Raw genomic sequence first — 24,273 nt, forward strand, 5'->3', positions numbered from 1 at the left:
CTTCGTTTACACTTCATTAATAGCCCATTAGACGTTAATAGCTTGTGACTGCTTACTAGCCGTATCGTTTTGTTTTTCGCGAATCTTTAACACTTTTTTGACTTTATCACGCGCGCGCGTTTGTTTTAGGCGCGATAAGTAATCGACGAATATCACCCCGTTTAGATGATCCATTTCGTGCTGAATACAGACCGCTAATAAGCCCTCTGCTATCTCATCAATAGCGTTACCCTCAGCATCCAAAGCTTCAATGCGTACTTTAGTAGGACGCTCAACTTTGTCATAAACCTCAGGAACGGAGAGACAGCCTTCTTCGTAGGGCTGTTTTTCTTCGACTAAAGGCGTGACCTTAGGATTGATAAATACCATAGGCTTATCTTTGTTTTCGGACAAATCCATCACAATAAGCTGAATATGGCGATCAACTTGCGACGCGGCTAAACCGATACCTTCAGCGTCATACATCGTTTCAATCATATCGCTGATCAGCGTTTTGATCTCAGCATCGACTTCTTTGACAGGCGTAGCAATAGTACGCAAACGCGGATCAGGATAGCTAAGAATAGGGAGTACTGCCATAGCGGCTCACCTCAGTAGTGCAAATAGAATGGGCGTTATTATAAGGTATAATGGGGACAAAAGTAACGATTATCAATGACTTCAAGTTAATTTAACCCCTTAGTAGAGCAATAAAAAAGACCTTATCTTAGTAAGGTCTTTTTGCTATGAGTGCTTTGATTAATAATGATTAAATGAGCCTATTTATATCCGGCGTCTATTCATAATCATCTCATACAAGAAGAGTAGGATGATAGCGCCGATAACTGAGAATATCAGACCAGTAAAGCCGCCATCAGCGTCAATACCGATCAAACTAGCTAAGAAGCCGCCAAGCATCGCACCAACGATACCAAGCACAATAGTCATTATCCAGCCCATCGCATCATTACCTGGTTTGATGGCTCGTGCTAAAAGACCCGCTACTAAGCCTACAATAATCATCCATATAAAACCCATTTTTATTCTCCTAATTTAATTATTCGGTGGTGTGTCAAAAAGTATGCTGATTAAAATTTGAACAATTTTTGAAGCCTTGAAAGCCCTATAGAATCAGAGAACTTAGCATAGATTTCTTATTGACTTTTATCGCCAGCATACTTTTTAAAACACCACCAATTATTCTAGTTACTAAATGAATAATTAAATTGTAGTAGCTTCCTAATAATAAGACTAAGCGCAAAATGTTATTAGTGTAGAGGCTATGTGATAAATAAAGCGGATTTGCTATTCTATGGGCTATATTGGTAAAGGCATTGTTAAAAAGTAAGCACAAAGTCGCTGCATTAGTTAGTTAATGCCAATAACAAGCGCTCATGAATACCTTCAAAACCACCGTTTGACATGATAATAATAGCGTCGCCAGCATTGGCATGCGTAGTAATATGCTCAATAATAGCTTCGGTACTACTGAGCACTTGCTGAGGGTTTAGGCTTAAATCATTAGTTTTTGCTTGTTCAATGACTTCTTTGAGTCCCCACTCAAGACCGCTTGGCTCGTACCACAGCGTATAGTCGGCTAAAGCCGCTGAAGGCGCTAGGCTCTTTTGGTGAATGCCCATTTTCATCGTATTGCTACGCGGCTCGATAATCGCCCAAACCTTTCGTCCCACTAGTTTCTTCTTGGCGCCATCTAAAGTAGTGGTAATCGCCGTCGGATGATGAGCAAAATCATCAAAGACTAAGATATCATTCACCTCGCCGATCCGCTCCATGCGCCGTTTAATACCAGCAAAGGCTGATAAGGCGGCACATGCGCTCTTAATGCTTACGCCTACATTATAAGCAGCAGCGACGGCAACAAGCGCATTATTAACGTTATGAATGCCATTCATCGTCCAATCGACAACACCTGTAGCATTATTGGCTAACGGTTCAGTATTTTCTTTATCCAAACCATTAAAGCTGATCTCAAATTGACTGCCATCAGCACTGAGTAGTTTGGCTTGCCAGTCGCTATTAGCCGCTGCATTTTGTAAGTGCTGATTATCATTATTAGCAATAGTAGTACGCCATACCGGTGTCCATACGCCTTTGGCTAGCGTTTCCTCTAAGCTCTGTGTATCGGCAGGCATAATGATTTGACCGCTGCTAGGTATCATCCGCAGCATATGATGAAACTGGGTTTGAATAGCGCCTAGATCGGCGAAAATATCGGCATGATCAAATTCTAAATTATTCAAAATAGCAGTACGCGGACGATAATGAACGAACTTTGAGCGTTTATCAAAAAAAGCTGAATCGTACTCGTCCGCTTCAATGACAAAATAGCCTGTATTTGACGCTTTAGCCTCAGCATCGGTAGCGGTTATATGAGACGGTTGGCTGGCTGCTCCTAAGTAACTACTATGCGCAAATACTTGCTGCAAGCGCTGATCCTCAGTATCAACTAGAGGCACGCCGCCTATCAAAAATCCTGCATCGATACCCGCATAATGCAATATCCAAGCGAGCATAGTGGTGGTGGTAGTCTTGCCATGAGTTCCCGCTACCGCTAGCACATGACGCGATTGCAAAACTTCTTCGGACAAAAACTGCGGTCCTGAGGTGTAGCGCAGCCCTTTATCTAGCATATATTCAACCACTTCCATACCGCGTTTCATTGCATTACCGACCACTACCAAATCAGGGGCTGGCTGCAAATGCTTGGCGTGGTAACCTTCCATAATGGTCACGCCAGCTTCTTGTAATTGAGTAGACATCGGCGGATAGACATTGGCATCGGAGCCGGTCACCGTATGGCCAAGATCTCGGGCTAATAAGGCTAGCGAGCCCATAAAAGTACCACAAATACCAAGAATATGAATATGCATAGAGGTTTCGCATCAAATAAAGTGAATAGAGGGCTTAATCAGGCCATTATTGTAAAGTAAAGGCTAATAGATAACCAATAAAAGCGCGTAAAAAAACGCCTAGAATATAGGCGAATGATGGAATAGGGATAACAAAGAGTAATCATCTACTAGCCATTTATATAGATCAAGCTAGTGTCTTTATTTGCGTGACAAAGTATAGTCAATGTCAGCTATCTTATCCTCATCCAATAGCACCAAATGATTGTTCTCAATGACGTAGTTCTCAATGCGTTGATCGTCATAAACGATAGTAATAGTATCGTTATCTTGGCGATAAATACCATTTTCAGTCAAAGAAGCGGTAGGTTTTTGCGGATTATTATAGACACTAGTCTTCACTACTGAGCCATCGGCAAACAAATTTAGCAGCACCTGCGTACTATCACAAAAATCGCAGGGCATAATACCGGTGTAATCACCGATAAGGGTGGCTTGCATTTTATTACTACTGGCTAGCTGTGAGTCATTAAGCGAGTTGGTCGCTGATTTTCTATCTGATTTGGCCGCGTTAATAAGCGACTCGCCTTCTATACTATCGGCCAAATCGGACTCTAAATCACTAGCATTATTTGGTTTAGCACTGATATCGGCATTTTGCTTACTGTCATTGATGGGTGTAGATATCATTTTTTTGTCGGGAGTAGGAGATGAGGAATGACTATCACAGCCTAATAACAATACTCCAAAAGATAAGGGCAACAGTACCTTTAAAGCCGAATTAGAACGGCTTTTGGCGGTTATTGTAGCTGAATTAAAAAAAGAATAAATCATGAGCATACCAACAGCAAACAAATAGAATTTAAGTAATAGCCAATCTTATATATCAGCTTTACTAATAAAGGTTGTTATTTATTTTAACTTTATTCGGGATGATGAATGTTGCAATATGTCATGATTAAATACAGACTTTGTCTTAGCTAACTGCTAATTAGCAATTATAAGCCTATAATAAACAGACCATTGCTTATTCTAGATTAAGAGATAATTTTGAATATAAGATACCAAAATGGAATTACTATAATGTTCTCTTTTTGTTAGCAATAATGATGATTAGGTTATAGGACGCATAATACGAAATAATAGTAATAAGTGTATAACGATTAATAAGCTAAAAAATATTACAGATTGCTCTGGAATACTCAGTCCCAAAAAGCTCCAATCTACTACCGCACATTCGCCAGAACCGGCAAACACTTGATTGAGCACTTCATTCATAGGCAGGGTATCAAGCCAATAATCTAGACCAGGCCCACAAGAAGGCACTTGATCAGCAGGTAGGTGCTGTAGCCAGACATGGCGCGCAGCAACCCCAGTCGCCCAGCCAATACCGAGTAAACTCCCTAGCCACAAGCCTAGTTTGACAAGTTTTGATCGAGGATTAAATAAAGCCGCTATTAGCGCAAAACCGCCCATTATCATCAGACCAATACGCTGAAAAACACAGAGCGGGCAAGGAGAAAGCCCTAGATGCTGCTGCAAAAACAACAAGGCATAGCCCATACCAATAGCGGCGGCTAAAACTAGAGATACTTGCAAACTACGATAAGAGGTTAGGCTTTGCATGAAATAAATACTCTTGGATAAAAGAATTCATTAACTGACATTTAAAAGAAGTCATTAACCAGCATTTAGAATAAGTCAGTCATTAGTATTAGCGATACTGCTCAATAAAGTCCATAAAGTCTTCGGTCTCATTGGCTTCAAGCTCTGCTTGCTGCAATAGCGATTTCTCAGCGACCACCTCGTATTTAGCTTGGATATTTGGGCTCAAAGTATGCTGTAGTATGGCATCACGATGCTGATTGGCCAAAGTAAAGCCTAGCTGCCAAAGGCTGCCTAAACGTTTGCTATCTGCATTGACCTGTGCTGAGATAGTAGACTCAGAGTTGCCAGCTTTACCTTGCATGAGCGCAACAGCAGCGCGGTAGTCATTGCCGCCATGATGAGCGTCAAGCAACGCCGCTAGTGGCTGCATACTATTTAGGTGCGCAAGCATCCAGTCCTGTAGCGACTGCTCAGTACCGTTATTAAGAATATGCAAATTATCAAGGCGTCCCTCATTGACCACGCGCTCAAGATTGATCGCAAGCTCCTCTTCTTCCTCAGGCATCAAATCTGGCGACTCACTAAGTAGACAATACAGCGCCATGACTTCCAAAAAGCAGGCGCTAGAGAGGCGAATACCGACATCACTATAAGGGTCTAAATCTATCGCTCGAAACTCAACATAAGCGATACCGCGGCGCTCTAAGGCTTCAGTTGGTGTTTCCCCGCGAAGAGCGATTTGTTTGGGGCGGATAGGGCTATAGTATTCGTTCTCAATCTGCAAGATATGATCGTTGATCTGAATAGGATTGCCATTATCGTCATTTAGACCAAGTGCGCTAAAACTAGCGTGCGGCGTTTGTATCGCTCGGCGCAGGCCTGCGATATATTCGGGTAAATTGTTATAACGGATATCTAAGTGCTCTTGCACGCTATTGGTATAGCCAAGCTTGCCCATGCGTAGACTAGTAGCGGTCGGCTTATAATAAGTCGAGTCGTTCATCAGCTCAAGATCGTGCTCGCGGCCAGCAATAAAACAAGGACAGACGCTTGGACTGGCGCCTAATAAATAAAGCACTAAGCTCGTCAAGCGCTTAAAGTTGCGAATCAGTCCCAAATACTTATCGTTTTTAAACTCTATCAGGCTTTGAGATTTTGCAGCAGGCAGCTTAGTTTGCCAATGCGCAAACAAGCCATCACCAAAGGATAAGTTATAATGCAAACCGGCGATGGTTTGCATACGGCGTCCATAGCGAATACCAAGACCACTACGATACAGCGTTTTGAGCTTACCGGTGTTTGAGCTACCATAATCGGCTAGCGGAATATCTTCATCGTTGCTCGATAGCATACAAGGCATAGATAACGGCCACATCAGCTCGCCCTCTGGCAGCGCTTGATAGACCAGTACGTGTAATTGACGCAGCATAGCCAAAGTATCTTTTGGCGTACCTCTAGGATCAGTGATCAGCTCAAGCAAGCTCTCAGAATAATCGGTGGTGATGAACGGGTGAGTGAGCTTTGAGCCAAGCTTGGAGGGATGCGGCGTCTGTGCCAAAAACCCATCCGCTCTAACCCGTAAGCCCTCTTTTTCGATACCGCGTAGCATACCCACTAATAATTGGCTATCAAACCAGTCCGGTATTTTAAAGCTATCAAAGTTACTTAATGGTTCACGACTTAAGCTCTCAGCGCTAGTTGCAATATTACTCATAGTATTCATCTATTGTTATTCATTATGGCAGAGCAATAATCAACTGGGATTTGCTCAAAATAGGGGTTAGTTCGGTACGTTATTTATTATCTGTTTTACTACTGTATTTTGGCATCTAATTTTAGTATCTAATTTTGGCATAGATAGAGCAGTCAGTTTAGCCCAAAGATAAGCCAAAAACCACGGGCGCTTACAAATTGAGTAACCTTCAATACTTAATGATGGCTTAGCATCAGGCCATGCAAAGTAAGTGAATATCACAGCTCAGGCTTAGAGAAGCTTGGGTATTTTATCCAGCCAAAAAAGCATCTATTCACAGCGTAAATAGATGCCTTTATAACGATTATCCTAGCAAAATATTAGCTTATCCCAATACTAAATAGAAAACGACGAACCACAGCCGCAGGTAGTAGTGGCATTAGGATTGGTCACTACAAAACGCGCGCCCTCTAAGCCTTCGGTATAATCAACCGTTGAGCCTTGCAGATACTGATAGCTTAGTGAGTCAATGACTAAAGTGACATCGCCATTATCGAAGTTGGCATCATCTTCCCCCAATTCACTATCGAATCTAAAACCATAAGAGAAGCCTGAGCAGCCGCCGCCCGTCACATAAACGCGTAGCATAAGCTCGTTATCGCCTTCTTCTTCGCGTAGACGGCGTACTTTTTTTGCGGCGTTATCGGTAAGATGGAGGAGAGTAGGATCGACAGGCTGACTTGAGCTGGGATCATATTGAGTGGTTAATGTCGTCATAATTACCTCATTGGCTGATACTTAACTGCCTGATGTCAGTAGTATTTTGGCAGTATATCATAATTGGGGCGGCTGTTAATTTATCAAGACTGCTAAGGCTATCTGCTTTGATTGACCATTGAAACTAAGCCGCTAAGTCTTTATAAAACAGTTAAAAATGAGATAGTTATTTAATAGTTTGCCTATCGGCTAAGCGTTTGAAATAATAGCCGCCAATTTAAATCTTTAAACCCTTGAGACAAAAACCCCTATGATCGAATTCAAAGACGTCAGTGTTCGCCGTGATGGCCGTGTGTTATTTGCAGATGCCAGTTTTCAGCTGCATCCTAACCACAAGATTGGCTTGACGGGCAATAACGGCACCGGTAAATCTACTTTGTTTGCTTTATTATTGACGCAAATGGGTACAGGCGATACTGAGGTGACGCTCGATAAAGGTGAGATCAGTATTCCGGACAGCTGGCAAGTAGCACATATGGCGCAGGAAGTGGGCGCTAGTAGTCAAACCGCTATCGATTATGTGCTCAGCGGTGATGAGCAGTGGTATCAGCTTAATGAAGCGTTGAGTGATTTAAGCACCGTTAGCGATGAGCAAATTCCTATACTTTATCAACAATTCGACGAGATTGATGGCTATAGTACACCAACTAAAGCGGCTCAAATTATGGCGGGTCTAGGTTTTAAGACCAGTCAGCATGAGCAGCCGGTAGAGGGCTTTTCAGGCGGTTGGCGCATGCGTTTAAACCTGGCTAAGACCTTGATGAGCCGCGCTGATCTTATGCTACTCGATGAGCCCACCAACCATTTGGACTTAGACGCTATTTTATGGCTTGAGACTTGGATTAACGCCTTTACTGGTTTGGTCATCGTCATCTCGCACGATCAGACCTTTTTGGATGCCACCGTTGGTCATATCTTGCACGTTGAACAACAAAAAATCACTATGTACACCGGTAATTATCAGCAGTTTATTCGTACCCGTCATGAGCGTATGGCGCAGCAGCAACAAGCGTATGAAAAGCAGCAAGAAACGCGCGCGCACTTAGATGATTTTATCCGCCGTTTTCGTGCCAAAGCCAGTAAAGCTAAGCAAGCCCAAAGCCGCATCAAGCAATTAGAGCGTATGGCGGAGCTATCACCGATGATGGCAGATAATCCTTTCTCTTTCTCGTTTTATGAACCGGCGCACATGAGCTCGCCGCTGATTGAGCTCACTAAAGCTGATATTGGCTATAGCGACACGCCGCTACTTTATAATGCCAATGTGCAAGTGACGCCAGATACGCGTCTAGGTCTGCTCGGTATGAATGGCGCTGGTAAATCGACTTTAATTAAAGCGTTAGTAGGCGAGCTTGGTATTTTATCAGGCAACTACCAAGTCTCTGACACTCTCAAATTGGGCTACTTTAATCAGCATCAAATGGATGCTTTGGATAGCGAGGCAACGCCAATGCAAATGCTACGCCGTCTGGCTGGCAAGACCTCAGATGCCGTTTTACGCGCTTTTTTGGGCAGCTTTGACTTTCGCGGCGATCGCATCGACACTATCAGTGAGCTGTTCTCTGGCGGCGAGCGCGCGCGTTTGACTTTAGCGCTTATCGTTTGGCAGCGTCCTAATGTGTTGGTACTTGATGAGCCAACCAACCATTTAGACTTACAGATGCGTCAAGCTTTGACCCTAGCTTTACAAGGGTTTAAAGGCGCGGTAGTACTCGTCTCGCATGATCGCGAGCTAATCGCTAACGTTTGTGATGAGCTATATTTGGTGCACGATGGGCAGATAGATGAATTTAAAGGTGATATCAGCGATTACGGTAAGTGGCTAGCGGAGAAGCGTAAGCAAGAAAATTCGCAAGATAAAAATAGCGACAAAAAAGCTAAAAGTAAAAAAGAAGCTAAGCAGTTTGTTTCACGTGAAACAAGCGCTACTACTAACGCTGCTAATGCTAGTAAACAACAAAGCAAAGAGGAGCAAAAAGGCGCAAATAAAAATGCCGCTATGCCCAGTCCTGCAAGTAGTAGTTTGAGCAAAGAAGAGCAGCGTAAACTAGCCGCTGAGCGGCGCAAATTGACCGCGCCCATTCGCCGCGAGATTGAAGAGACAGAAAAGCGTTTGGCTTTACTTGATAAACAGCTTGCTCGTTTAGAGACTCAGTTAGCCGACACTGAGCTATACGAAGAGCATCGTAAAGCGAACTTGCTTAAACTACTCGATGAGCAGGCCTTATTGCAGCAGCAGCATAGTGATGCTGAGGAAAGCTTATTATTAGCGATGACCCACTTAGAAGAGATGGAAGCGGATTTTGGCTAAAATATAAAGATGTTTTTAACACAAAAAAAAGGAGAGCATAGGCTCTCCTTTTTTTATTACAATCAATGGTGTGGTTACCAGATGACAGTCTATGGACTTACTGTCGACGATACTTGCCATCACCGTAAGATAATATCTTCATACTAGTGGTACAAAGTTGGCAGTTTATTTTACCAGCAGCGGCTTTAGATAAATCAAGAATACGTCCTTTGGTAAAAGGGCCTCTATCGGTGATTTTCACTATCACGCTCTGCTTTGTCTTTTTATTAGTCACTTCTACCTTAGTTCCAAAAGGTAAGGTTTTGTGTGCCGCCGTCAAAGCGTTCATATTGAAGATGCTACCGCTAGCGGTACGCTTACCGTGAAACTTACTACCGTAATAGCTAGTATTACCAGCAAAAACAGTAGTACTTAACGCCAGTGACAACATGATAACTAAAGACTTGATTAAATAAGACATTCAATACCTATATGTAATTGATAAGATAGACAGCTACTCTTGCCTATATTATTTACGCTCCCTATGAGTGTAAACATGGCAGGTAGTCTACAAGATAAAGCTTACTATAGCCTTACAGATGTGTAAAAAATCGACTGAGTCAAATTGCAGTTACATTGTAAACTACTGATAAATAAGCGAAGTTATCATCTTAAAGATTTTTATACAATGTAAATGATAAACTTAAATCTAGCTGTAAATACAAAGAATCAGTTTGAATAATAACTAGGTATCAGCTAAAGACTAAAATTGAAATTATAGAAAAAAGTCTTATTATAGAAACAGACGATTGCAGCTTTATAGATTTTGAATAACAACCCGTTAAATAAAAGTATAAGGAAAAATAATGGCTGAAAAAAATTACTATGATATTTTAGGAGTGAAAAAAGACGCCACAGATGCCGATATCAAAAAAAAATATCGCAAATTAGTGCGTCAATACCATCCTGATGTCAGTGACGATCCAGACGCAGATAGTAAGATTGCTGAGATTAATAACGCTTATGAGACGCTTAGAGATAAAGATAAGCGTAGCGAGTACGATGCCATGCTTGATAATCCGTTTGCTGGCCAAGCCGGCGCGGGTGGTTTTGGTGGTTTTGGCGGACAATCAGGCGGCGCGCAGGGCGGATTTCGCTGGGAGGATATCAAAGATCAGTTTGGTGAAGGCGAGGCGTTTGGTAGTGGCGGCTTTCGTTTCGATGATATCTTCTCTGCATTTGGTCGCGGCGCGCGCGGCTCAGCTGGCAGTCAATCGGCTGGCGGTCAAAGTGGCTTTGATCAATTCGGTGGTGGTTTTGGTATGCACGATAGCAAAGGTCAAGATCAGCACGCCGAGATCAATGTCGATCTAGCATCCGTCTACAGCGGCGATGATTATAGTATTAAGTTGAACGTACCGGTGCGTCAGCCTAATGGTAGCGTCAGCTACGATAACAAAACCCTTAAGATAAAAATTCCTAAAGGTATCACTGATGGTAAGCAAATTCGTTTGGCAGGACAGGGAGCAGCTGGCATTGGCGATGGTCAAAACGGTGATTTATTCCTAAAAGTAAAAATAACTCATGCCGCCAATATTCGCTTAGAGGGCGCTGATGTTTATCAAACGGTAAATATAACACCTTGGGAAGCCGCTTTAGGCGAAAAAATCAATGTCACTACGCCTGCTGGAACTTTAGGCGTTACTATTCCAAGTAACAGTAAATCGGGCAGCAATTTGCGGCTAAAAGGCAAAGGTATTCCAGCCAAATCTGCTGGAGATTTGTACTTAACACTAAATATTGTCAATCCAGAGGTGACTACTGAGGCGGCTAAGCAAGCTTATGAGCAGCTCAAACAAGCCCTTAAAAATACTAATATCAGTCGCTAATCCAGCCAAAAAACTGGTAGGACTAAAGAGATGATATAAAGCATAAACGAGGATAATAATGATGAAACAATCGCCTGAATTAACCGACATAATTATGAGTTTCGATGAGCTAGTATCTGCTTGTGGTCAAGAGCCGCAATGGATTGTGGCTTTGATAGAAGAAAATATCATCGAGTATGATATCCCTGAGAGTAAGCAATTCACAGGCTATCAGCTGACGACAGTGCGCCGTGCTGCGCGTCTTAGCCGTGATTTTGAAGCCAGCGTACCAGCTATTGGCTTGATACTTGAGCTATTAGATGAAGTCGAGCAACTGCGTCAATTCAAACGTCAGTGGGATAATGATACTCAGATGATAGAAGTCGATATTGAAACTTTTAAATAAATGCAATAGCGGCAATAGTCACTAAATGTCCAAAAAAAGAGCCCATTTGGGCCCTTTTTCGTCTGATAGCTATTTATTAACGCGCGTATTTGGGATCTGCCGCCGCTGTAAATAATATATCGGTTGATGAGTTCAGTGCGGTCTCTGCTGAGTCTTGAATGACACCGATAATAAAGCCGACAGCCACCACTTGCATAGCGATATCGTTTGGAATACTAAATAAACTTGCTGCTAAAGGAATCAGTAATAAGGAGCCACCCGGTACACCTGAGGCACCGCCTGCACTAACGGTCGCCACCAAGCTTAGCAGCAAGGCTGAGGCAAAGCTTACCTCGATACCCAAAGTATGCGCTGCCGCCAAGGTTAACACATTAATAGTAATCGCCGCGCCCGCCATATTGATAGTAGCGCCAAGCGGAATAGTCACCGAATAAGTATCTTCGTGTAGATCAAGTTTGCGCGCAAGGTTCATATTGACAGGAATATTGGCCGCAGATGAGCGGGTAAAAAAGGCGGTAATCCCAGACTCACGCAGGCAAGTAAAGACCAGCGGATAAGGGTTTTTGCCCGTTTTGACAAATACGATTAAAGGGTTGGCGACTAGCGCGATAAATAGCATACAACCGACGAGCACCATCAAAATATTGGCATAGCCTTTTAGAGCCTCAAAACCTGTCTCAGCGACAGTATTGGCGACCAAACCTAAAATACCAAAAGGCGCAAGGGCAATCACCCACTTAACCACTTGTGAGATGGCATCTGCAAAATCGCTTACGACAGTACGCGCGGTATCACTGGCTTGACGTAGCGCAAAACCAATAATCAGCGCCCAAGCTAAGATACCGATATAATTGGCATTAGCTACGGCATTGACAGGGTTTGCGACTAAACTCATTAATAAATTGGTTAATACTTCTTTGAGATTAGCAGGCGGTACTTGTTCGATATCGGCATTGACCAAAATCATCTCGATTGGGAACAAAAAGCTTGCTCCAACGGCTGTTAATGCTGCCAAAAAAGTGCCAAAGAGATACATAATAAGCACAGGCTTGACGTAGACCTCGTTACCACTGCGCTGTTTACTGATAGCGGCCATCACTAATACAAAAACTAAGATAGGCGCTACTGCTTTTAATGCACCAACAAACAAGGTGCCAAGCAAGCCCAAAGCAATACCGGCACTAGGCGCTAACCAACCGATTAATACTCCTAAAACTAAACCTACAATAATCAGTGGCACTAGGCCTATTCGCTGATACATCGCTATCAATGAGCGCATCTTTATACCTCTAATAAAAACCACAGTAAGAAAGTTACATAAGGATAATATAATCGACAGATATTAGCATTTTTTATGATATTCGCCTAATACTCTGCTCTATGCGTTTGATGATATATAACAGTAACTGTCAATAAATAGATGAGATATAAAAATGAGGTAGTTAAAGATATTGAAAAGTTTGAACTACAGCAAGATATAAAAACTTCACTGGTTTTAGACTTTAAAATGAGTCAACTCATAATCAAGCTGTTGATAGTATTTGTATTTTTGGCGTCCTTGAGCGACGCTGGTGTCATCAGGTAGGATAATCTCAAGGATACGGCTCACTAACACATTACTAGTGGCGGCTATAAAGTCATTAACTGGACGCGCGGTAGTATTGATAACGATACCACTGAAATTTGGCGGTAATTGCTGAGACAGTAGCACTGGCGCTACAGAATTAGCATTTGAGGCACTAACTTCAGCGCTGAGCCGCTGATGCGGGATAAAGCTTGCTGCATCATTTGCCCATAGGACTTCATCAAGCTCAATGAGCCGCTCTTCATTGTCAGTCAAGATAATAAGCGACTGCGAGCTCTTGTTCAACGCGGTCTGAGTCAGCTGACAAATAAAGCCCAAGAAATCTTGGGCTTTATTCGCGCTTAACACATAAAAACTAACTTTTAGTTTTGACATTTTAAGTACTTAAGCATTTTTGCTTACCTGTTTTTTAAGTTAATTATAAATTAACTATTATGCCATATCTGCACAGTTTTTTAGATATTGCATAAATAGCGGCACAGGACGACCAGTAGCGGCTTTTTCTTTACCTGAAAGCCAAGCGGTACCAGCAATATCCAAATGCGCCCATGCTTGACCTTCCTCAATAAAGCGCGATAAGAAGCAAGCGGCGGTTACCGCGCCTGCGCCTTTACCACCGATATTTTGCATATCGGCGATAGGCGAGTCAAGCAAGGATTGATACTCGTCATCAAGCGGCATATGCCAGATAAGATCGCCGGATTGGTTGCTAGCGTTTTCTAAGCTAAACAGCACATCTTCATCATTACTAAACACCGCTGAGCGCACGTGACCTAGAGCGACTACGCAAGCGCCCGTCAAAGTAGCCACATCAATGATCGCTTTTGGCTGATAGTTTTGCTGCACGTAGCACAGCGTATCACACAATACCAAACGGCCTTCGGCATCGGTATTTAGAATCTCAACCGACTTACCATTCATCGCTTTGATGATATCACCCGGACGCGTCGCTTCCCCTGATGGCATATTTTCTGCACAAGCAAGAGCGCCGACGACGTTGATAGGCAAACGCGCTTCACATAAGGCTTGTATAGTACCTAGCACCGCCGCAGAACCGCCCATATCAAATTTCATCTCGTCCATCGCCGCACCTGGCTTGATTGAGATACCGCCTGAGTCAAAGGTCACGCCTTTGCCTACTAAGACGATAGGCGCATCAGCGCTGTACTCACTTGATTGATCGGCAACTTTGGCTGATTTTTTAGCCGCTTTGATAGGGAGCTTATCGGCGATGGCTTTGATACCGCCAGTGACTTTTGCCGCGCTGTTAGCACCCTTAGCAGTAAATTTCGACTGGCCTTGATATTCCATAATCACTAGCTTGCCTTCCTTTACTGAGCCTTTAGAGACCGCTAAAAAGCAGTTCATACCTAGCGCTGACATCTCCTCTTCACCTAATACAGTGACCTTTAGCACATCAGAGTATTTTTTACCAAGCTCTTGTGCTTGCTCGGCCATAAACGCTGGAAAGCAGATATTGCCCGGCTCATTAGCCACATCACGAGTCAAGCTTTGACCGATAAATACCGACTGCGCAAAGTCTAGCGCTGACTGTAAACTATCGTCAGCTAATAGGTAGATATCACTCAATACGGGCGTGGTTTGCTCAGACTTATATTTATCAAAACGATAAGTTGCGGCTAATAGATTAAGCGCAAATTGACCAAATTCATTCTCTTCTAGAGCGTTACCTACGGCGATGGTGATAGAGGAGACGCGCTTATGAGTCGATTGATAGATGGTCTTGGCGACTTTTTGTAGTACGCTATGATTAAGCTTATTGGTATCGCCTACGCCTACTAATAACAGCTGTAATGGGTTTTGTTTGCTGGTTTTTTTGTCCCCTGCTAAGGCGTAGTCAGTGACCGTTTCGCAAGCTTTTCCACTAAAATGCGCCACTTCGATTAGCTGCTCGATACGCTGTTCGTAATCAGCTAGTGCTTCTTTGGCAAGAATGTTTTTATCATTATCGACTAAGATGACTAGACAGCTAGAGTCTTTATCTTTGGCTGCTTTTTTTAGTATTTTTTGAGTATGCGTTTTTGGTAGCTGCGCGGTTAATTTGATATTCATATATGACGGTCCTTATTAGAATTATGATAAAAAGATTAGTGAGGTCAAAGGCTTGAATAAACCTCGCTGATAGACCTAGCTAATAAACCTACTGGGCTTGGATTATAGTCTAACATATCGATGATAGCGCGTTTGTTCTGCAAGGGTTAGATAATGTTATTTGTGACTGTTTAGCTAAAGAGCTTGCGGTACTTTTGCACACTTTTCACCGTCATCTATCATAAAAACATGCTAGCATTAGCAGTTATGTTTGCCGCTTATACTGGCCTATCCACATTCATCCAAAAAATAAGAAAGAGGCTGGTTATACAGGTACAATGACCCGCGCCAATCCTAACCTTTATCTAAGAGTCTTTATTGTGATATTACGCCGCTACATGACCCGTCAAGTCGCCTCCACTACTGCTTTGGTATTGGGGTTTTTAGTGGTGATGATGCTCGGTGGTCGGCTGATTCGTTACTTTGGCATCGCTGCCGAAGGACGTTTGGATATCAGTTTGTTGTTCACTATTATCGGCTATAACTTACCTTACTTTTTAGAGCTTATTTTACCGCTATCGTTCTTTATCGCCTTGATGTTAGTGTTTGGTCGCCTCTATGTCGATCAAGAAATGGCGGTCATCAATGCCAGCGGCGTCTCAAGAGGTAAGCTTGGACGCTTGATTACGCCTCTTATCCTAGCGCTGTTTGTAGCAGAAGCGGCATTATCTATAGTCGGTAAACCATGGGGGGTACGCTCCTCTGAGAGTGTTTGGCAGCAGCAAGCGTTGACTAGCGCTTTTGATCTTATCCGGCCCAAAGAGTTTATTAGTAGTGGTAATTATCATTTGTATGTCGGCAGCCTCAGTGATGATAAAAGTCAATTACAAGACGTGGTGCTTATCCAATCTGGCCCAGCTATCAAGCCCTCTACAGTAGATAATAATGCCACAGCGGATACTGCCCAACTGACTGAAAGCGCTGCATTAGCTGAGCAATTACCGCTTGATAAGTTGCCAAAATCGTTAACCGATAATACCAATCAGCAAATTACAAAAGACACTATCACCTTGGCCAAAAGTGCAAAGCAAGTTGAGAATAGTGCCAGCGGCGTCACGCAATTGGACCTGTTTCAAGGTCGACGCTATGAGGTCGGCGCTGGTAGTCTAAAATACAATCAAGTAGGCTTCGATCGTTACCGTATCACTTTGACAGAGTCGCCAAAAGAAGTGGTCACTGAGGAAAATATCGAGACGCAAGCGATCGCTCCTTTATGGCAAGCGGCAACGGGTAGCACCGCTAATATGGAGGCTAGGCGCGCCGCTCAAGGGGAGCTGGGTTATCGCTTTGCTCTGCCTTGGCTGATGATTATCGCGCCGATGTTAGCGATACCATTGGCACAAGTCAAACCACGCCAAGGTCGCTGGTTACGACTGTTTCCGGCGATTTTATTATTTGTCAGCTGCGCGCTTGGGATAATTTCTCTGAAAAACGCCGTCGCTAAAGGCAGCGTCAGTGTCTTCTCATACGCTTGGCTAATCATAGGCTTTATGGCCTTAGCGCTATATCTGAACTGGGGCAGCCGCATTCAGCACCGTCTGCGTTTTCGCTCTAGTGCGAAAGAAGAGGTTAATACTGACGCTAATAACAAGTCAAATGGAGGGTCGTTATAATGCGCTCGTTATCTACCTCCAAAAATAAGACGCTGACATTAGCCAAAAAACCAAACAACCTAAAGGTGCTCAGCCGTTACGTCAAGCTTAATGCGCTGTTAGCGATAGTTGCAGCGGTAGTGGGCTTATGGGCGCTACAAGTATTATTTTCTTATTTGTCTGAGCTTGATTCGTTGAGTGATAGCTATACTATGAGCGAGGCGCTTAAATATATCTTTTATCGCTCGCCGTACTTTTTGGAGGAGTTTATTCCGACCGGAGCGCTGCTTGGCGCGGTGGTTGGTCTAGGGCTACTGGCCAATAAAAGCGAGCTGGTCGTGATGCGCGCCTCCGGCGTCAGTGTCTATCGTATCGTGGGCTGGGTGCTACAACCTGCCTTAATATTTGTCATCTTAGCGCTGATTATTAATCAGTTTATTTTGCCGACGACCAATCAGTTGGCGAATGAGATCGATAATAAAGATAATAGCGCTTTGATTACTTCGGTTCGCGGTTATTGGACTATGCAGCCAAGCTTTGATAGCACTGCTAACGCTGCTGAGCCTAATGGTAGTGATATTCTGTATATCGACTACGCGGATGTCGAGGGTAATATTGGTGAAGTGAAGCGTTGGCGTTTAGATAAAAACGGTAATCTACAAACCGCTATTCGTGCACAAGGCGGCAAATATACTAGGCGACAACTACTAAGCCAAACGAGCGATAATACCAGCGCGCAATATCGCTATGATTGGCAGCTCAATAATGTCACCAAGCTAACTATTAGCCAAGGCGCTAGTAGTAGTCAAGATAGCACTGCATCAGATACGCTAAGCCTACCTTTCGCACCAGAATCGGTTTATCTATTGACCCGCGATGCTGAGGATTTGTCACTGACGCAGTTATATGAGCATCGTCAATTTATGCGCCAGCAAGGCAAGCGCTCATTGACTCACGAGCTCGCTTTTTGGCAAAAGCTGCTATCGCCTTTATCGATACTATCGCTAGTGATTGTCGCTTGCTCGTTTGTCTTTGGCTCGCTACGTACCCATAGTTTGGGCTTGCGTATTGTGGTTGCGCTGCTATTTGGCTTGTTGTTCAGCTATATTCAAGATTTGGTCGGTTTTGTATCTTTAGCAACCGGATTCTCGCCTTTTGTAATGGTGCTACTGCCTATTATTATCAGCGCGGTATTAGGTGGCTATCTGCTAAAAAGGCAAATGTAACTGAGTATAGCTTAAAAATGCTACAGTTAAAAAAGCACGCTAAGACTTTATAGTCTTAGCGTGCTTTTTTATTACTCTTTAATCTTAACGAAAACTACTCTTTAACCGCCATAGTAATAGTATAAGTCTTGCCTTGTTTTACCTTGTCACTATTGCCAAACACTTCAGTAAACGAGCGTTTCATAAATTGGCGCAGACCATTGATAGTCACTACATAAAAACGACCGCCTTGGCGCATACGTGCATAAGCATCAAGAAAATATAAATAATGCTGCTCTTTACCTACTTTGGCAGGCAAGTTTGACATCACTAAACTAAAGTCTTTATCCGCCGCCACATGATTAAAGCCGTTTGATAAATGCACATCGACGTTAGTCAAGCCGTTGTTTTCGCAATTGCGCCGCGCATACTCTACCGCCATAAAGTCTTTATCAATTAAAGTATGCTGACCATTCGGGCACTCGCGCGCTGCCGTCATACCAAGCACCCCATAACCACAGCCCAAATCTATCGAATCATCATCTTGTTGAAAGTCAATATAATCGAGTAGCATCAGGCTACCGTCATCAAGCTTTTGCGGGGAAAAAATACCCCAAGTGGTGGCAAAATCAAAAGGCTTGCCGAGTACCTCTTGACGAAAATGAATATCTTCGCGCCAGTGTTCAGCGTTTTTTAGTAGCTCAGCAGGGGGGCGATGATTTGTAGAGTGGCTCATGAAATTCTCAGATAATTATTGAGTAAAAGGTTAAAAACTTGCAGAGATAAGCTTATAAGTTAAGGCGTATTGTAGCCCTAAAAGGCCAGTATTGCAGCTATGGATTTAAGTGATTTGTAGGACTAGAGATGACAAAAACGTGAAGTATTATCAAAAGGTGATGTTATTTTGAGTTATCATCTGTCTTAAACGGCTCAGAGAACTGCAATATCAAAAAACTCACTACTGATAAAATTATAGCAATCTCATAACGACTGTAAGCTACGGAGATGCCGATAGCGCCAGTATTCCAAAGCCCAGCCGCGGTAGCCGTGCCTTTGACACTGCCACTACTCTTAAAAATAGCGCCACCACCGATAAAGCCCATACCGGTGATGATAGCGTACATAATACGTGCCTCAGCGTCGCCTTCTTGATAAATATCGCGGCCGACTAGCATAAAGGCGCAAGAGGCAATACACACCAAAGGAAAGGTTCTAAGGCCTGCGCCGCTATCTTTCATCTCGCGGTTAAGGGCAATGGGTAGCGATAATATAAAAGCAATACCTAATTGAAAGAAGTGATATTTCATCAAATCCATATCAATATCGAAGCCAAACATAGCTCACCTCCTTGTCTATAACAGTAACACGGCCTAGACTCTATTATAAATAGTGTGGCGACTGCGGTGTCGGTTTTTAGTTAAGGATTTGAATGGATTTTTTTGTGGAGTATGCTTTGAGTGGATATTTTTATAATTTTACCCTCGCAAATGCTTTTTTAGCAGATGATCAAATATAAATGGGCCAAAGGGTAAAAACGAGCCAAGCACCCCAGCAGGTAATGCCCAAAGCGGCAGTTTTATTTTACTCGCAGCATAAATAAGTATTAGGATATAAGCGATAAATAAGGCTCCATGCGCCATACCGATATATCTCACAGGTTCAGGAATATCCAGCAGATACTTTAGCGGCATAGCAATACCTAGCAGCAACAAAAAAGACGTGCCTTCTAAATAACCCATAATAGTTAAAGTTTTGAGTGCAGAGTTTTGACTGTTTGTTAGAGTAGGCAGGCTAGATGCCTGAGCTTGCGACACTTTATATTCCTTTTACGACCATTAATAAATATTTAATTCTAGCCACGCGGATGATGCTCAGCATGCAATTTTTGCAATCTTGCGGTCGCCACGTGGGTATAAATTTGCGTGGTTGATAAATCACTATGACCTAATAATAACTGTACGCTACGCAGATCCGCACCATGATTGAGCAGGTGAGTAGCAAAGGCATGACGTAAAGTATGCGGCGATAAATCCTTATCGATACTAGCGACTTTGGCATATTTTTTTAATAAGTACCAAAAATTCTGCCTGGTCATATAACCGCCTTGCGCCGTCAAAAATACCGCTTGGCAATTGCCTGATTTCAAATGCGCGATTAAATCACCACGACCATGAGTCAGATAATCCTCCAAGGCGTCTGCTGCATATTCTCCCAATGGCACGAGCCGCGTCTTATTACCTTTACCAGTGATTTGTAGCCAACCTGAGTTTAGATTGACTTGCTCTAATGATAAATTGACCAGCTCACTGACGCGTAGGCCACAAGCATAGAGTACCTCCAGCATGGCTTTATCACGTAATCCTAAAGCGGTGCTGGTATCAGGGGCCGCGAGCAAATTATCAACATCCGCCTCGCTTAAGTCTTTGGGTAGTGGACGACCTAGCTTTGGGGTTTTGATCCGCTCGCAAGGGTTGTCTTCGCGTAGATTGCTAGCGATCATCCAAAGATAGAATTGGCGTAGGCTTGAGAGCATCCGCGCCTGCGTGCGCGGCGTTTTGCCTTCTTGGGTCAGTAAGGATAGGCAATGTAATACTTCTGCAGCCTGCCACTGCGTCAGTGCTTTATGCTGAGTAAGCTCACATGAGCGCAAATCGCGCACATAAGCGTTGCGAGTGCGCGTTGCCAGTCCGCGGGCTAGCATCGCTTGGCGAAACTCAGTGATATAGGCTGGTTCATCATCAACGGCTAGTGCTTTGGGTTGACGTTGTTGTACGGCGCGATCACGGCTCATAGAATGTACTCACTAAACACTATAAAGAAGCAGGTAGGATGCGCCCCGCACACCATGAAAGCTAAGGCTTTCTTACCAAACACCACAAAGAAGTAATCTCGTTACTACGCGCTGCATATAGCGGATCAGTTTTATCTTGACTACGACCGTGCTTAGGCTCAGTATCAAGACGGTATTTTATGGACAGATCTGCATCTATAAACCAGCTTAATAATTCATCACGGCTACGCAGCTGCAAATGCTCAGCTAAGTCTGACAAAATCAGCCAAATCTCTCCTTGCTCGGCTAGATGTTGTGTTGCGCCCTGCAATAATCCACGCAGCATCTTGCTTTGTTCATCATAAACGGAATATTCAAGCGGCGAGGTTGGTTTGGCAGGTAGCCAAGGCGGATTACAAACGATCAAATTAGCTAACGGTGCGTCAGTAGGAAATAGATCGGCTTGCTGCAGCTGCACACTATCTAATTTTGAACGCTCAAAGTTATCTTCAGCACACGTAAGTGCGCGTGGATTTAAGTCTGTGGCGATAATTTGTTTTATGCCGCGCTGGGCTAAAACTATTGCCAACAATCCGGTACCGGTGCCGATGTCATAAGCGGTAGCACAATCATCAGGCGAAGGCGCAGCAAGCAGTAGCTGTACATATTCGTGACGGGTGGGCGCAAAGACACCATAATGCGGAAATATCGATAAGTCTAAAGCCTTAATCGGCACACCTTTGTCGCGCCAGCCTGCCGCGCCTAAGGCCCCTTGCAAATCACGAAACGACAGTACACACGTCTTATCTTCTTTATCTAGCGCTCCAAAAGCGGCTATACAAGCCTTATTAAACTCAGGAGCACGGCGCAGTTGGCTAATATAATCAGCATCAAGCTCTAGTAGCAAACGGCTTAACAGGCGTGAGCGCTGAGCGGTAGTTTGGCGCTGCTGATGAAACAGGTTTGGAATATCTTTTGATTTCTCTATGGACTGACTGGCGGCTTTGCTTAATCTACGTTTTTCAGAACGCTGTTCTGTGCGCTCAATACGGCGGGTAATAGCTTGCAATAGTTGCCGCGCATTATGAAAATCGCCACGATAGAGCATCGAAGTACCGGCGCAGGCCAGCCGATAAGCTTCATCCGCTGTAGTTTTATCATCGACTAACACCAGACGCGCAGGCGGTAGATGAGCACTTGCAGATAACCAGCGAGCATGATGTAAATCGTTATTCTCAGACCACTGCACATACTGCTTTTCTATGGCTATCACATCATCTACCTTTATTTTATGGATGAGGCTTTCCTTACAATACGCTAAATATTAAACAATACGCACTAAACATCAGGCACTCTTTTTCTTCACTAAATAACGATATAGCGTTGCGCTAGACGGTTCATTGGCATCGCTGTCAATAGTAATCTCATCAGGATCTACTACTAGATCTACCTTTTCAGCGACGGTTTCTTGATGAACCAATTCATGACCTAAATGGCGACAAAAGTTAGGAATATCGCGAGTCGTCGCCGGATCGGTCGCCAGTATTTCGATGATCTCACCGTTATCCGCTTGGCGAATAGTACGATGCAGCATCATGACAGGCTCTGGACAAATCAGTCCTTGCGTATCCAAATGATGGTTGATTAGAGTGTTTGCTATAGAAGTCGTCATAGTCGTAGCTTTATAAATAGTCATTAAATGAGTGTTAAAAGGCTAAAAGGTTATAAAAAAACTAGCTGCTTAAATTAAGCATTAGGAGGTGTCTGTTCAAAATATTTTGCATTGTTAACTGTCGCTACATCGCTGTTAGTCTCACTTTCGGTCTCTGCCTCAACAAAATCGAAAAAGCGCTTAAAGCTGACTTTAAATAAAAAAGCCACGCCAAGCCAAGAAGCCAATCCTAACCAAGCGGTATCGGCAAATAACAGCCCGCCGATAAGAATAATGCTTGAGACCCCAATAGTCATAATGACCATCGATGACTGACTGAGACGATAGCGATAAATCACGAACGCATTATAAATAGTGATCGGAATCGTCAGCGCGATTAGAATAAAAGGCAAATTATAAAATAGTCGATACAGTAGCTGATTGTCATGAAAGATTTTGATACTAGCGATAGTGCCAAACACCACAAAAGCCACTAACGCCGCCAATATCATATAAATGGCGATCTTGTTGGCCTTTTGCGCGCCTTTGATACGGGCGATAGCTAGCGGAGGGATACCATAAGGGCTTGCTTGGTGCGGGGCAGTGGTCATAAGATCAGTCATTTATCCGTATAAAATTAACAGAGATTAAAGTAAGGTTGGCTAATCCGCTTTGATAGTATCAATTGCCATAGCGCTATTGGGATCAGAGAAGTAAGTTGATAATAAAATACAGGCCGAGATATCATCGATAGCATCACGCTCATCGTCGATCCAGCCATTGTCCCAAGCTATCTCGCGTGCTGCTACTGATGTCAGTCGCTCATCACACATTCTAACTACTACTGGCATGTGCTGCTCCATCAGCCTATGCGCTAAGCGGCGAGCGAACTTATGCGCGCGCCTGCTTAGCATTGAGCGGCTGCCGTCCATATTCAGTGGCAGACCCACGATAACTTGAGTGACGCCCCAGGTTTTTATAATGCCAATTAGGTTATCCCAATCAGGCTGACCATTATTCATTGCCAAAATATCAAAGGCACGCGCCGTTTCGGTAACACTATTACCTAGTGCCATCCCCATCTTTTTTACCCCATAATCTAGGCCCAAAATAAGATGGTCTTTTGGCTGTACCTCTAGTGCTGCCAGCGCACCACTATCGTCAGCACCATTAACAGGCAGCTCTACCGCTTTATTATCAGTAATCAAGGTGCTATCTACCATAAAAAAGCATCTTCCTATATTCGTTAAAGCTATTATTTAAATGACGCAATCTAGGCCATTAAGCATGTCCAATATCACTACTTAAATAGTCAAAATTAACGCCTATTTTATCAGCGGCAAGCTGCCAACGCTCATCGAATGGCGTATCAAATAAGATAGTAAGATCTGCCGGACAAACTAGCCAGTCGCCATTACTAAGCTCACGATCTAGCTGTTTTTTACCCCAGCTAGCATGACCCAAGCACAGCTGATAATGGCCAACGCCTTGGCCTGCAGCGATACGTTTGAGCACGTCTTGACTAGTGGTAATGCAGACATTCTCTGAGATGGCAAAGGAAGATGCCCATTCCGGTTGACCGGTATGCAATACAAAGCCAACCTCAGGATACATAGGACCGCCCTCAAGTGCCAGATCTTCCATTACTTGCGGGTCAGTGACCTCAATATTTAAGTCCTCCAATAGTTTGCCGACCCGCGCATTCTCTAACGGGCGATTAACCATAAGACCTAAAGCGCCATGCTTATCATGGCGACAAATATAAATCAGCGCCTGCTCAAACCTTGGGTCTGGCAGCTCTGGCGCGGCAATCAAGAAGTGATGAGTTAAATTAGCAGTAGACATAGGTACCAAGACCACATAAAAA

Annotated in this window: 25 protein-coding genes; 5 read left to right on the forward strand and 20 right to left on the reverse strand. The window is 43.6% G+C overall.

Going from position 1 to position 24,273, the window contains the following annotated elements:
- Positions 1–27: 27 nt before the first annotated feature.
- The 7 genes from def to erpA form a co-directional block, all read right to left on the reverse strand.
- Positions 28–579: a peptide deformylase gene (gene def, locus M0N77_RS11875; RefSeq protein WP_353105381.1), complete on the reverse strand. Its 552-nt coding sequence runs from the start codon at positions 577–579 to the stop codon at positions 28–30.
- Between the two features lie 183 nt (positions 580–762).
- Positions 763–1,017 carry a GlsB/YeaQ/YmgE family stress response membrane protein gene (locus M0N77_RS11880; protein ID WP_353105382.1) on the reverse strand — a complete coding sequence of 85 codons (255 nt, stop codon included), beginning with the start codon at positions 1,015–1,017 and terminating at the stop codon, positions 763–765.
- Positions 1,018–1,343: 326 nt separating this feature from the next.
- A complete protein-coding gene (gene mpl, locus M0N77_RS11885; protein WP_353105383.1) occupies positions 1,344–2,870 on the reverse strand; it encodes a UDP-N-acetylmuramate:L-alanyl-gamma-D-glutamyl-meso-diaminopimelate ligase in 1,527 nt (508 codons plus the stop codon).
- 180 nt (positions 2,871–3,050) lie between these two features.
- Complete coding sequence (locus M0N77_RS11890) at positions 3,051–3,683, reverse strand: copper resistance protein NlpE N-terminal domain-containing protein (RefSeq protein ID WP_353105384.1); 633 nt, start codon at positions 3,681–3,683, stop codon at positions 3,051–3,053.
- A 279-nt stretch (positions 3,684–3,962) separates the two neighbouring features.
- Positions 3,963–4,475, reverse strand: a complete 513-nt coding sequence (locus M0N77_RS11895) for a disulfide bond formation protein B (RefSeq protein ID WP_353105385.1) — start codon at positions 4,473–4,475, stop codon at positions 3,963–3,965.
- A gap of 88 nt (positions 4,476–4,563) precedes the next feature.
- Complete coding sequence (gene gshA, locus M0N77_RS11900) at positions 4,564–6,171, reverse strand: glutamate--cysteine ligase (protein ID WP_353105386.1); 1,608 nt, start codon at positions 6,169–6,171, stop codon at positions 4,564–4,566.
- 375 nt (positions 6,172–6,546) lie between these two features.
- A complete protein-coding gene (gene erpA / locus M0N77_RS11905; protein WP_353105387.1) occupies positions 6,547–6,927 on the reverse strand; it encodes an iron-sulfur cluster insertion protein ErpA in 381 nt (126 codons plus the stop codon).
- A gap of 250 nt (positions 6,928–7,177) precedes the next feature.
- On the opposite strand from erpA, the gene M0N77_RS11910 reads away from it, so the two are divergent.
- Positions 7,178–9,238 (forward strand): ATP-binding cassette domain-containing protein, encoded by a 2,061-nt coding sequence (locus M0N77_RS11910; RefSeq protein WP_353105388.1) that lies wholly within the window; start codon positions 7,178–7,180, stop codon positions 9,236–9,238.
- A 97-nt stretch (positions 9,239–9,335) separates the two neighbouring features.
- Here the strand turns inward: M0N77_RS11910 and M0N77_RS11915 are convergent, their stop codons facing one another.
- On the reverse strand, positions 9,336–9,698 hold the full coding sequence (locus M0N77_RS11915) for a septal ring lytic transglycosylase RlpA family protein (protein WP_353105389.1): 363 nt from the start codon (positions 9,696–9,698) through the stop codon (positions 9,336–9,338).
- 385 nt (positions 9,699–10,083) lie between these two features.
- Here M0N77_RS11915 and M0N77_RS11920 point away from each other — a divergent pair, with 385 nt between their 5' ends.
- Both M0N77_RS11920 and M0N77_RS11925 read left to right on the forward strand, forming a co-directional pair.
- Positions 10,084–11,106, forward strand: coding sequence for a DnaJ C-terminal domain-containing protein (locus M0N77_RS11920; RefSeq protein WP_353105390.1), 1,023 nt, complete (start codon positions 10,084–10,086; stop codon positions 11,104–11,106).
- A gap of 61 nt (positions 11,107–11,167) precedes the next feature.
- Positions 11,168–11,491 carry a chaperone modulator CbpM gene (locus M0N77_RS11925; protein WP_353105637.1) on the forward strand — a complete coding sequence of 108 codons (324 nt, stop codon included), beginning with the start codon at positions 11,168–11,170 and terminating at the stop codon, positions 11,489–11,491.
- Between the two features lie 76 nt (positions 11,492–11,567).
- Here M0N77_RS11925 and sstT read toward each other — a convergent pair whose 3' ends face one another.
- From sstT to M0N77_RS11940, 3 genes are all read right to left on the reverse strand, one after another.
- The gene (gene sstT, locus M0N77_RS11930) at positions 11,568–12,770 is read right to left on the reverse strand and encodes a serine/threonine transporter SstT (protein WP_353105391.1); all 1,203 of its coding nucleotides are present in this window, start codon (positions 12,768–12,770) and stop codon (positions 11,568–11,570) included.
- 216 nt (positions 12,771–12,986) lie between these two features.
- Positions 12,987–13,451, reverse strand: coding sequence for a DNA polymerase III subunit chi (locus M0N77_RS11935; protein WP_353105392.1), 465 nt, complete (start codon positions 13,449–13,451; stop codon positions 12,987–12,989).
- Positions 13,452–13,508: 57 nt separating this feature from the next.
- The gene (locus M0N77_RS11940; protein WP_353105393.1) at positions 13,509–15,149 is read right to left on the reverse strand and encodes a leucyl aminopeptidase; all 1,641 of its coding nucleotides are present in this window, start codon (positions 15,147–15,149) and stop codon (positions 13,509–13,511) included.
- Positions 15,150–15,466: 317 nt separating this feature from the next.
- Between M0N77_RS11940 and lptF the strand changes: the two genes are divergently transcribed.
- Complete coding sequence (gene lptF / locus M0N77_RS11945; RefSeq protein WP_353105394.1) at positions 15,467–16,801, forward strand: LPS export ABC transporter permease LptF; 1,335 nt, start codon at positions 15,467–15,469, stop codon at positions 16,799–16,801.
- Positions 16,801–18,006 carry an LPS export ABC transporter permease LptG gene (gene lptG, locus M0N77_RS11950; RefSeq protein WP_353105395.1) on the forward strand — a complete coding sequence of 402 codons (1,206 nt, stop codon included), beginning with the start codon at positions 16,801–16,803 and terminating at the stop codon, positions 18,004–18,006. The genes lptF and lptG overlap by 1 nt, the downstream gene beginning before the upstream one ends.
- A 94-nt stretch (positions 18,007–18,100) precedes the next feature.
- On the opposite strand, the gene M0N77_RS11955 is transcribed toward lptG, so the two are convergent.
- From M0N77_RS11955 to M0N77_RS11995, 9 genes are all read right to left on the reverse strand, one after another.
- Positions 18,101–18,721, reverse strand: a complete 621-nt coding sequence (locus M0N77_RS11955) for a methyltransferase (RefSeq protein WP_353105396.1) — start codon at positions 18,719–18,721, stop codon at positions 18,101–18,103.
- 163 nt (positions 18,722–18,884) lie between these two features.
- Entirely contained in the window at positions 18,885–19,322 is a 438-nt protein-coding gene (locus M0N77_RS11960) for an MgtC/SapB family protein (RefSeq protein ID WP_353105397.1), read from the reverse strand.
- A 138-nt stretch (positions 19,323–19,460) separates the two neighbouring features.
- On the reverse strand, positions 19,461–19,799 hold the full coding sequence (locus M0N77_RS11965; RefSeq protein ID WP_353105398.1) for a DUF3817 domain-containing protein: 339 nt from the start codon (positions 19,797–19,799) through the stop codon (positions 19,461–19,463).
- 38 nt (positions 19,800–19,837) lie between these two features.
- On the reverse strand, positions 19,838–20,776 hold the full coding sequence (gene xerD, locus M0N77_RS11970) for a site-specific tyrosine recombinase XerD (RefSeq protein WP_353105399.1): 939 nt from the start codon (positions 20,774–20,776) through the stop codon (positions 19,838–19,840).
- Positions 20,777–20,837: 61 nt separating this feature from the next.
- Positions 20,838–22,028: a class I SAM-dependent methyltransferase gene (locus tag M0N77_RS11975; protein ID WP_353105400.1), complete on the reverse strand. Its 1,191-nt coding sequence runs from the start codon at positions 22,026–22,028 to the stop codon at positions 20,838–20,840.
- A gap of 72 nt (positions 22,029–22,100) precedes the next feature.
- The gene (tusA, locus tag M0N77_RS11980; protein ID WP_353105401.1) at positions 22,101–22,427 is read right to left on the reverse strand and encodes a sulfurtransferase TusA; all 327 of its coding nucleotides are present in this window, start codon (positions 22,425–22,427) and stop codon (positions 22,101–22,103) included.
- A 74-nt stretch (positions 22,428–22,501) separates the two neighbouring features.
- Positions 22,502–23,017, reverse strand: a complete 516-nt coding sequence (locus M0N77_RS11985; RefSeq protein WP_353105402.1) for a hypothetical protein — start codon at positions 23,015–23,017, stop codon at positions 22,502–22,504.
- Between the two features lie 51 nt (positions 23,018–23,068).
- Positions 23,069–23,629 carry a Holliday junction resolvase RuvX gene (ruvX, locus tag M0N77_RS11990; protein WP_353105403.1) on the reverse strand — a complete coding sequence of 187 codons (561 nt, stop codon included), beginning with the start codon at positions 23,627–23,629 and terminating at the stop codon, positions 23,069–23,071.
- A 58-nt stretch (positions 23,630–23,687) separates the two neighbouring features.
- Positions 23,688–24,251: a YqgE/AlgH family protein gene (locus M0N77_RS11995; protein ID WP_353105404.1), complete on the reverse strand. Its 564-nt coding sequence runs from the start codon at positions 24,249–24,251 to the stop codon at positions 23,688–23,690.
- Between the last annotated feature and the right edge of the window lie 22 nt (positions 24,252–24,273).

Source organism: Psychrobacter sp. AH5 (genome assembly GCF_040371085.1).
Lineage (GTDB): Bacteria > Pseudomonadota > Gammaproteobacteria > Pseudomonadales > Moraxellaceae > Psychrobacter.

Excerpts from the sequence above, each read along its gene's own strand:
- M0N77_RS11880 (WP_353105382.1), bottom strand. The coding sequence starts at position 1,017 with ATGGGTTTTATATGGATGATTATTGTAGGCTTAGTAGCGGGTCTTTTA.
- M0N77_RS11890 (WP_353105384.1), bottom strand. The coding sequence starts at position 3,683 with ATGATTTATTCTTTTTTTAATTCAGCTACAATAACCGCCAAAAGCCGT.
- M0N77_RS11920 (WP_353105390.1), top strand. The coding sequence starts at position 10,084 with ATGGCTGAAAAAAATTACTATGATATTTTAGGAGTGAAAAAAGACGCC.
- M0N77_RS11995 (WP_353105404.1), bottom strand. The coding sequence starts at position 24,251 with ATGTCTACTGCTAATTTAACTCATCACTTCTTGATTGCCGCGCCAGAG.
- M0N77_RS11895 (WP_353105385.1), bottom strand. The coding sequence starts at position 4,475 with ATGCAAAGCCTAACCTCTTATCGTAGTTTGCAAGTATCTCTAGTTTTA.
- erpA (WP_353105387.1), bottom strand. The coding sequence starts at position 6,927 with ATGACGACATTAACCACTCAATATGATCCCAGCTCAAGTCAGCCTGTC.
- lptG (WP_353105395.1), top strand. The coding sequence starts at position 16,801 with ATGCGCTCGTTATCTACCTCCAAAAATAAGACGCTGACATTAGCCAAA.
- M0N77_RS11940 (WP_353105393.1), bottom strand. The coding sequence starts at position 15,149 with ATGAATATCAAATTAACCGCGCAGCTACCAAAAACGCATACTCAAAAA.
- ruvX (WP_353105403.1), bottom strand. The coding sequence starts at position 23,629 with ATGGTAGATAGCACCTTGATTACTGATAATAAAGCGGTAGAGCTGCCT.
- M0N77_RS11960 (WP_353105397.1), bottom strand. The coding sequence starts at position 19,322 with ATGTTTGGCTTCGATATTGATATGGATTTGATGAAATATCACTTCTTT.
- M0N77_RS11925 (WP_353105637.1), top strand. The coding sequence starts at position 11,168 with ATGAAACAATCGCCTGAATTAACCGACATAATTATGAGTTTCGATGAG.
- def (WP_353105381.1), bottom strand. The coding sequence starts at position 579 with ATGGCAGTACTCCCTATTCTTAGCTATCCTGATCCGCGTTTGCGTACT.
- M0N77_RS11955 (WP_353105396.1), bottom strand. The coding sequence starts at position 18,721 with ATGAGCCACTCTACAAATCATCGCCCCCCTGCTGAGCTACTAAAAAAC.
- sstT (WP_353105391.1), bottom strand. The coding sequence starts at position 12,770 with ATGCGCTCATTGATAGCGATGTATCAGCGAATAGGCCTAGTGCCACTG.
- M0N77_RS11915 (WP_353105389.1), bottom strand. The coding sequence starts at position 9,698 with ATGTCTTATTTAATCAAGTCTTTAGTTATCATGTTGTCACTGGCGTTA.
- M0N77_RS11935 (WP_353105392.1), bottom strand. The coding sequence starts at position 13,451 with ATGTCAAAACTAAAAGTTAGTTTTTATGTGTTAAGCGCGAATAAAGCC.
- mpl (WP_353105383.1), bottom strand. The coding sequence starts at position 2,870 with ATGCATATTCATATTCTTGGTATTTGTGGTACTTTTATGGGCTCGCTA.
- gshA (WP_353105386.1), bottom strand. The coding sequence starts at position 6,171 with ATGAGTAATATTGCAACTAGCGCTGAGAGCTTAAGTCGTGAACCATTA.
- M0N77_RS11985 (WP_353105402.1), bottom strand. The coding sequence starts at position 23,017 with ATGACCACTGCCCCGCACCAAGCAAGCCCTTATGGTATCCCTCCGCTA.
- lptF (WP_353105394.1), top strand. The coding sequence starts at position 15,467 with ATGACCCGCGCCAATCCTAACCTTTATCTAAGAGTCTTTATTGTGATA.
- M0N77_RS11910 (WP_353105388.1), top strand. The coding sequence starts at position 7,178 with ATGATCGAATTCAAAGACGTCAGTGTTCGCCGTGATGGCCGTGTGTTA.
- xerD (WP_353105399.1), bottom strand. The coding sequence starts at position 20,776 with ATGAGCCGTGATCGCGCCGTACAACAACGTCAACCCAAAGCACTAGCC.
- tusA (WP_353105401.1), bottom strand. The coding sequence starts at position 22,427 with ATGACGACTTCTATAGCAAACACTCTAATCAACCATCATTTGGATACG.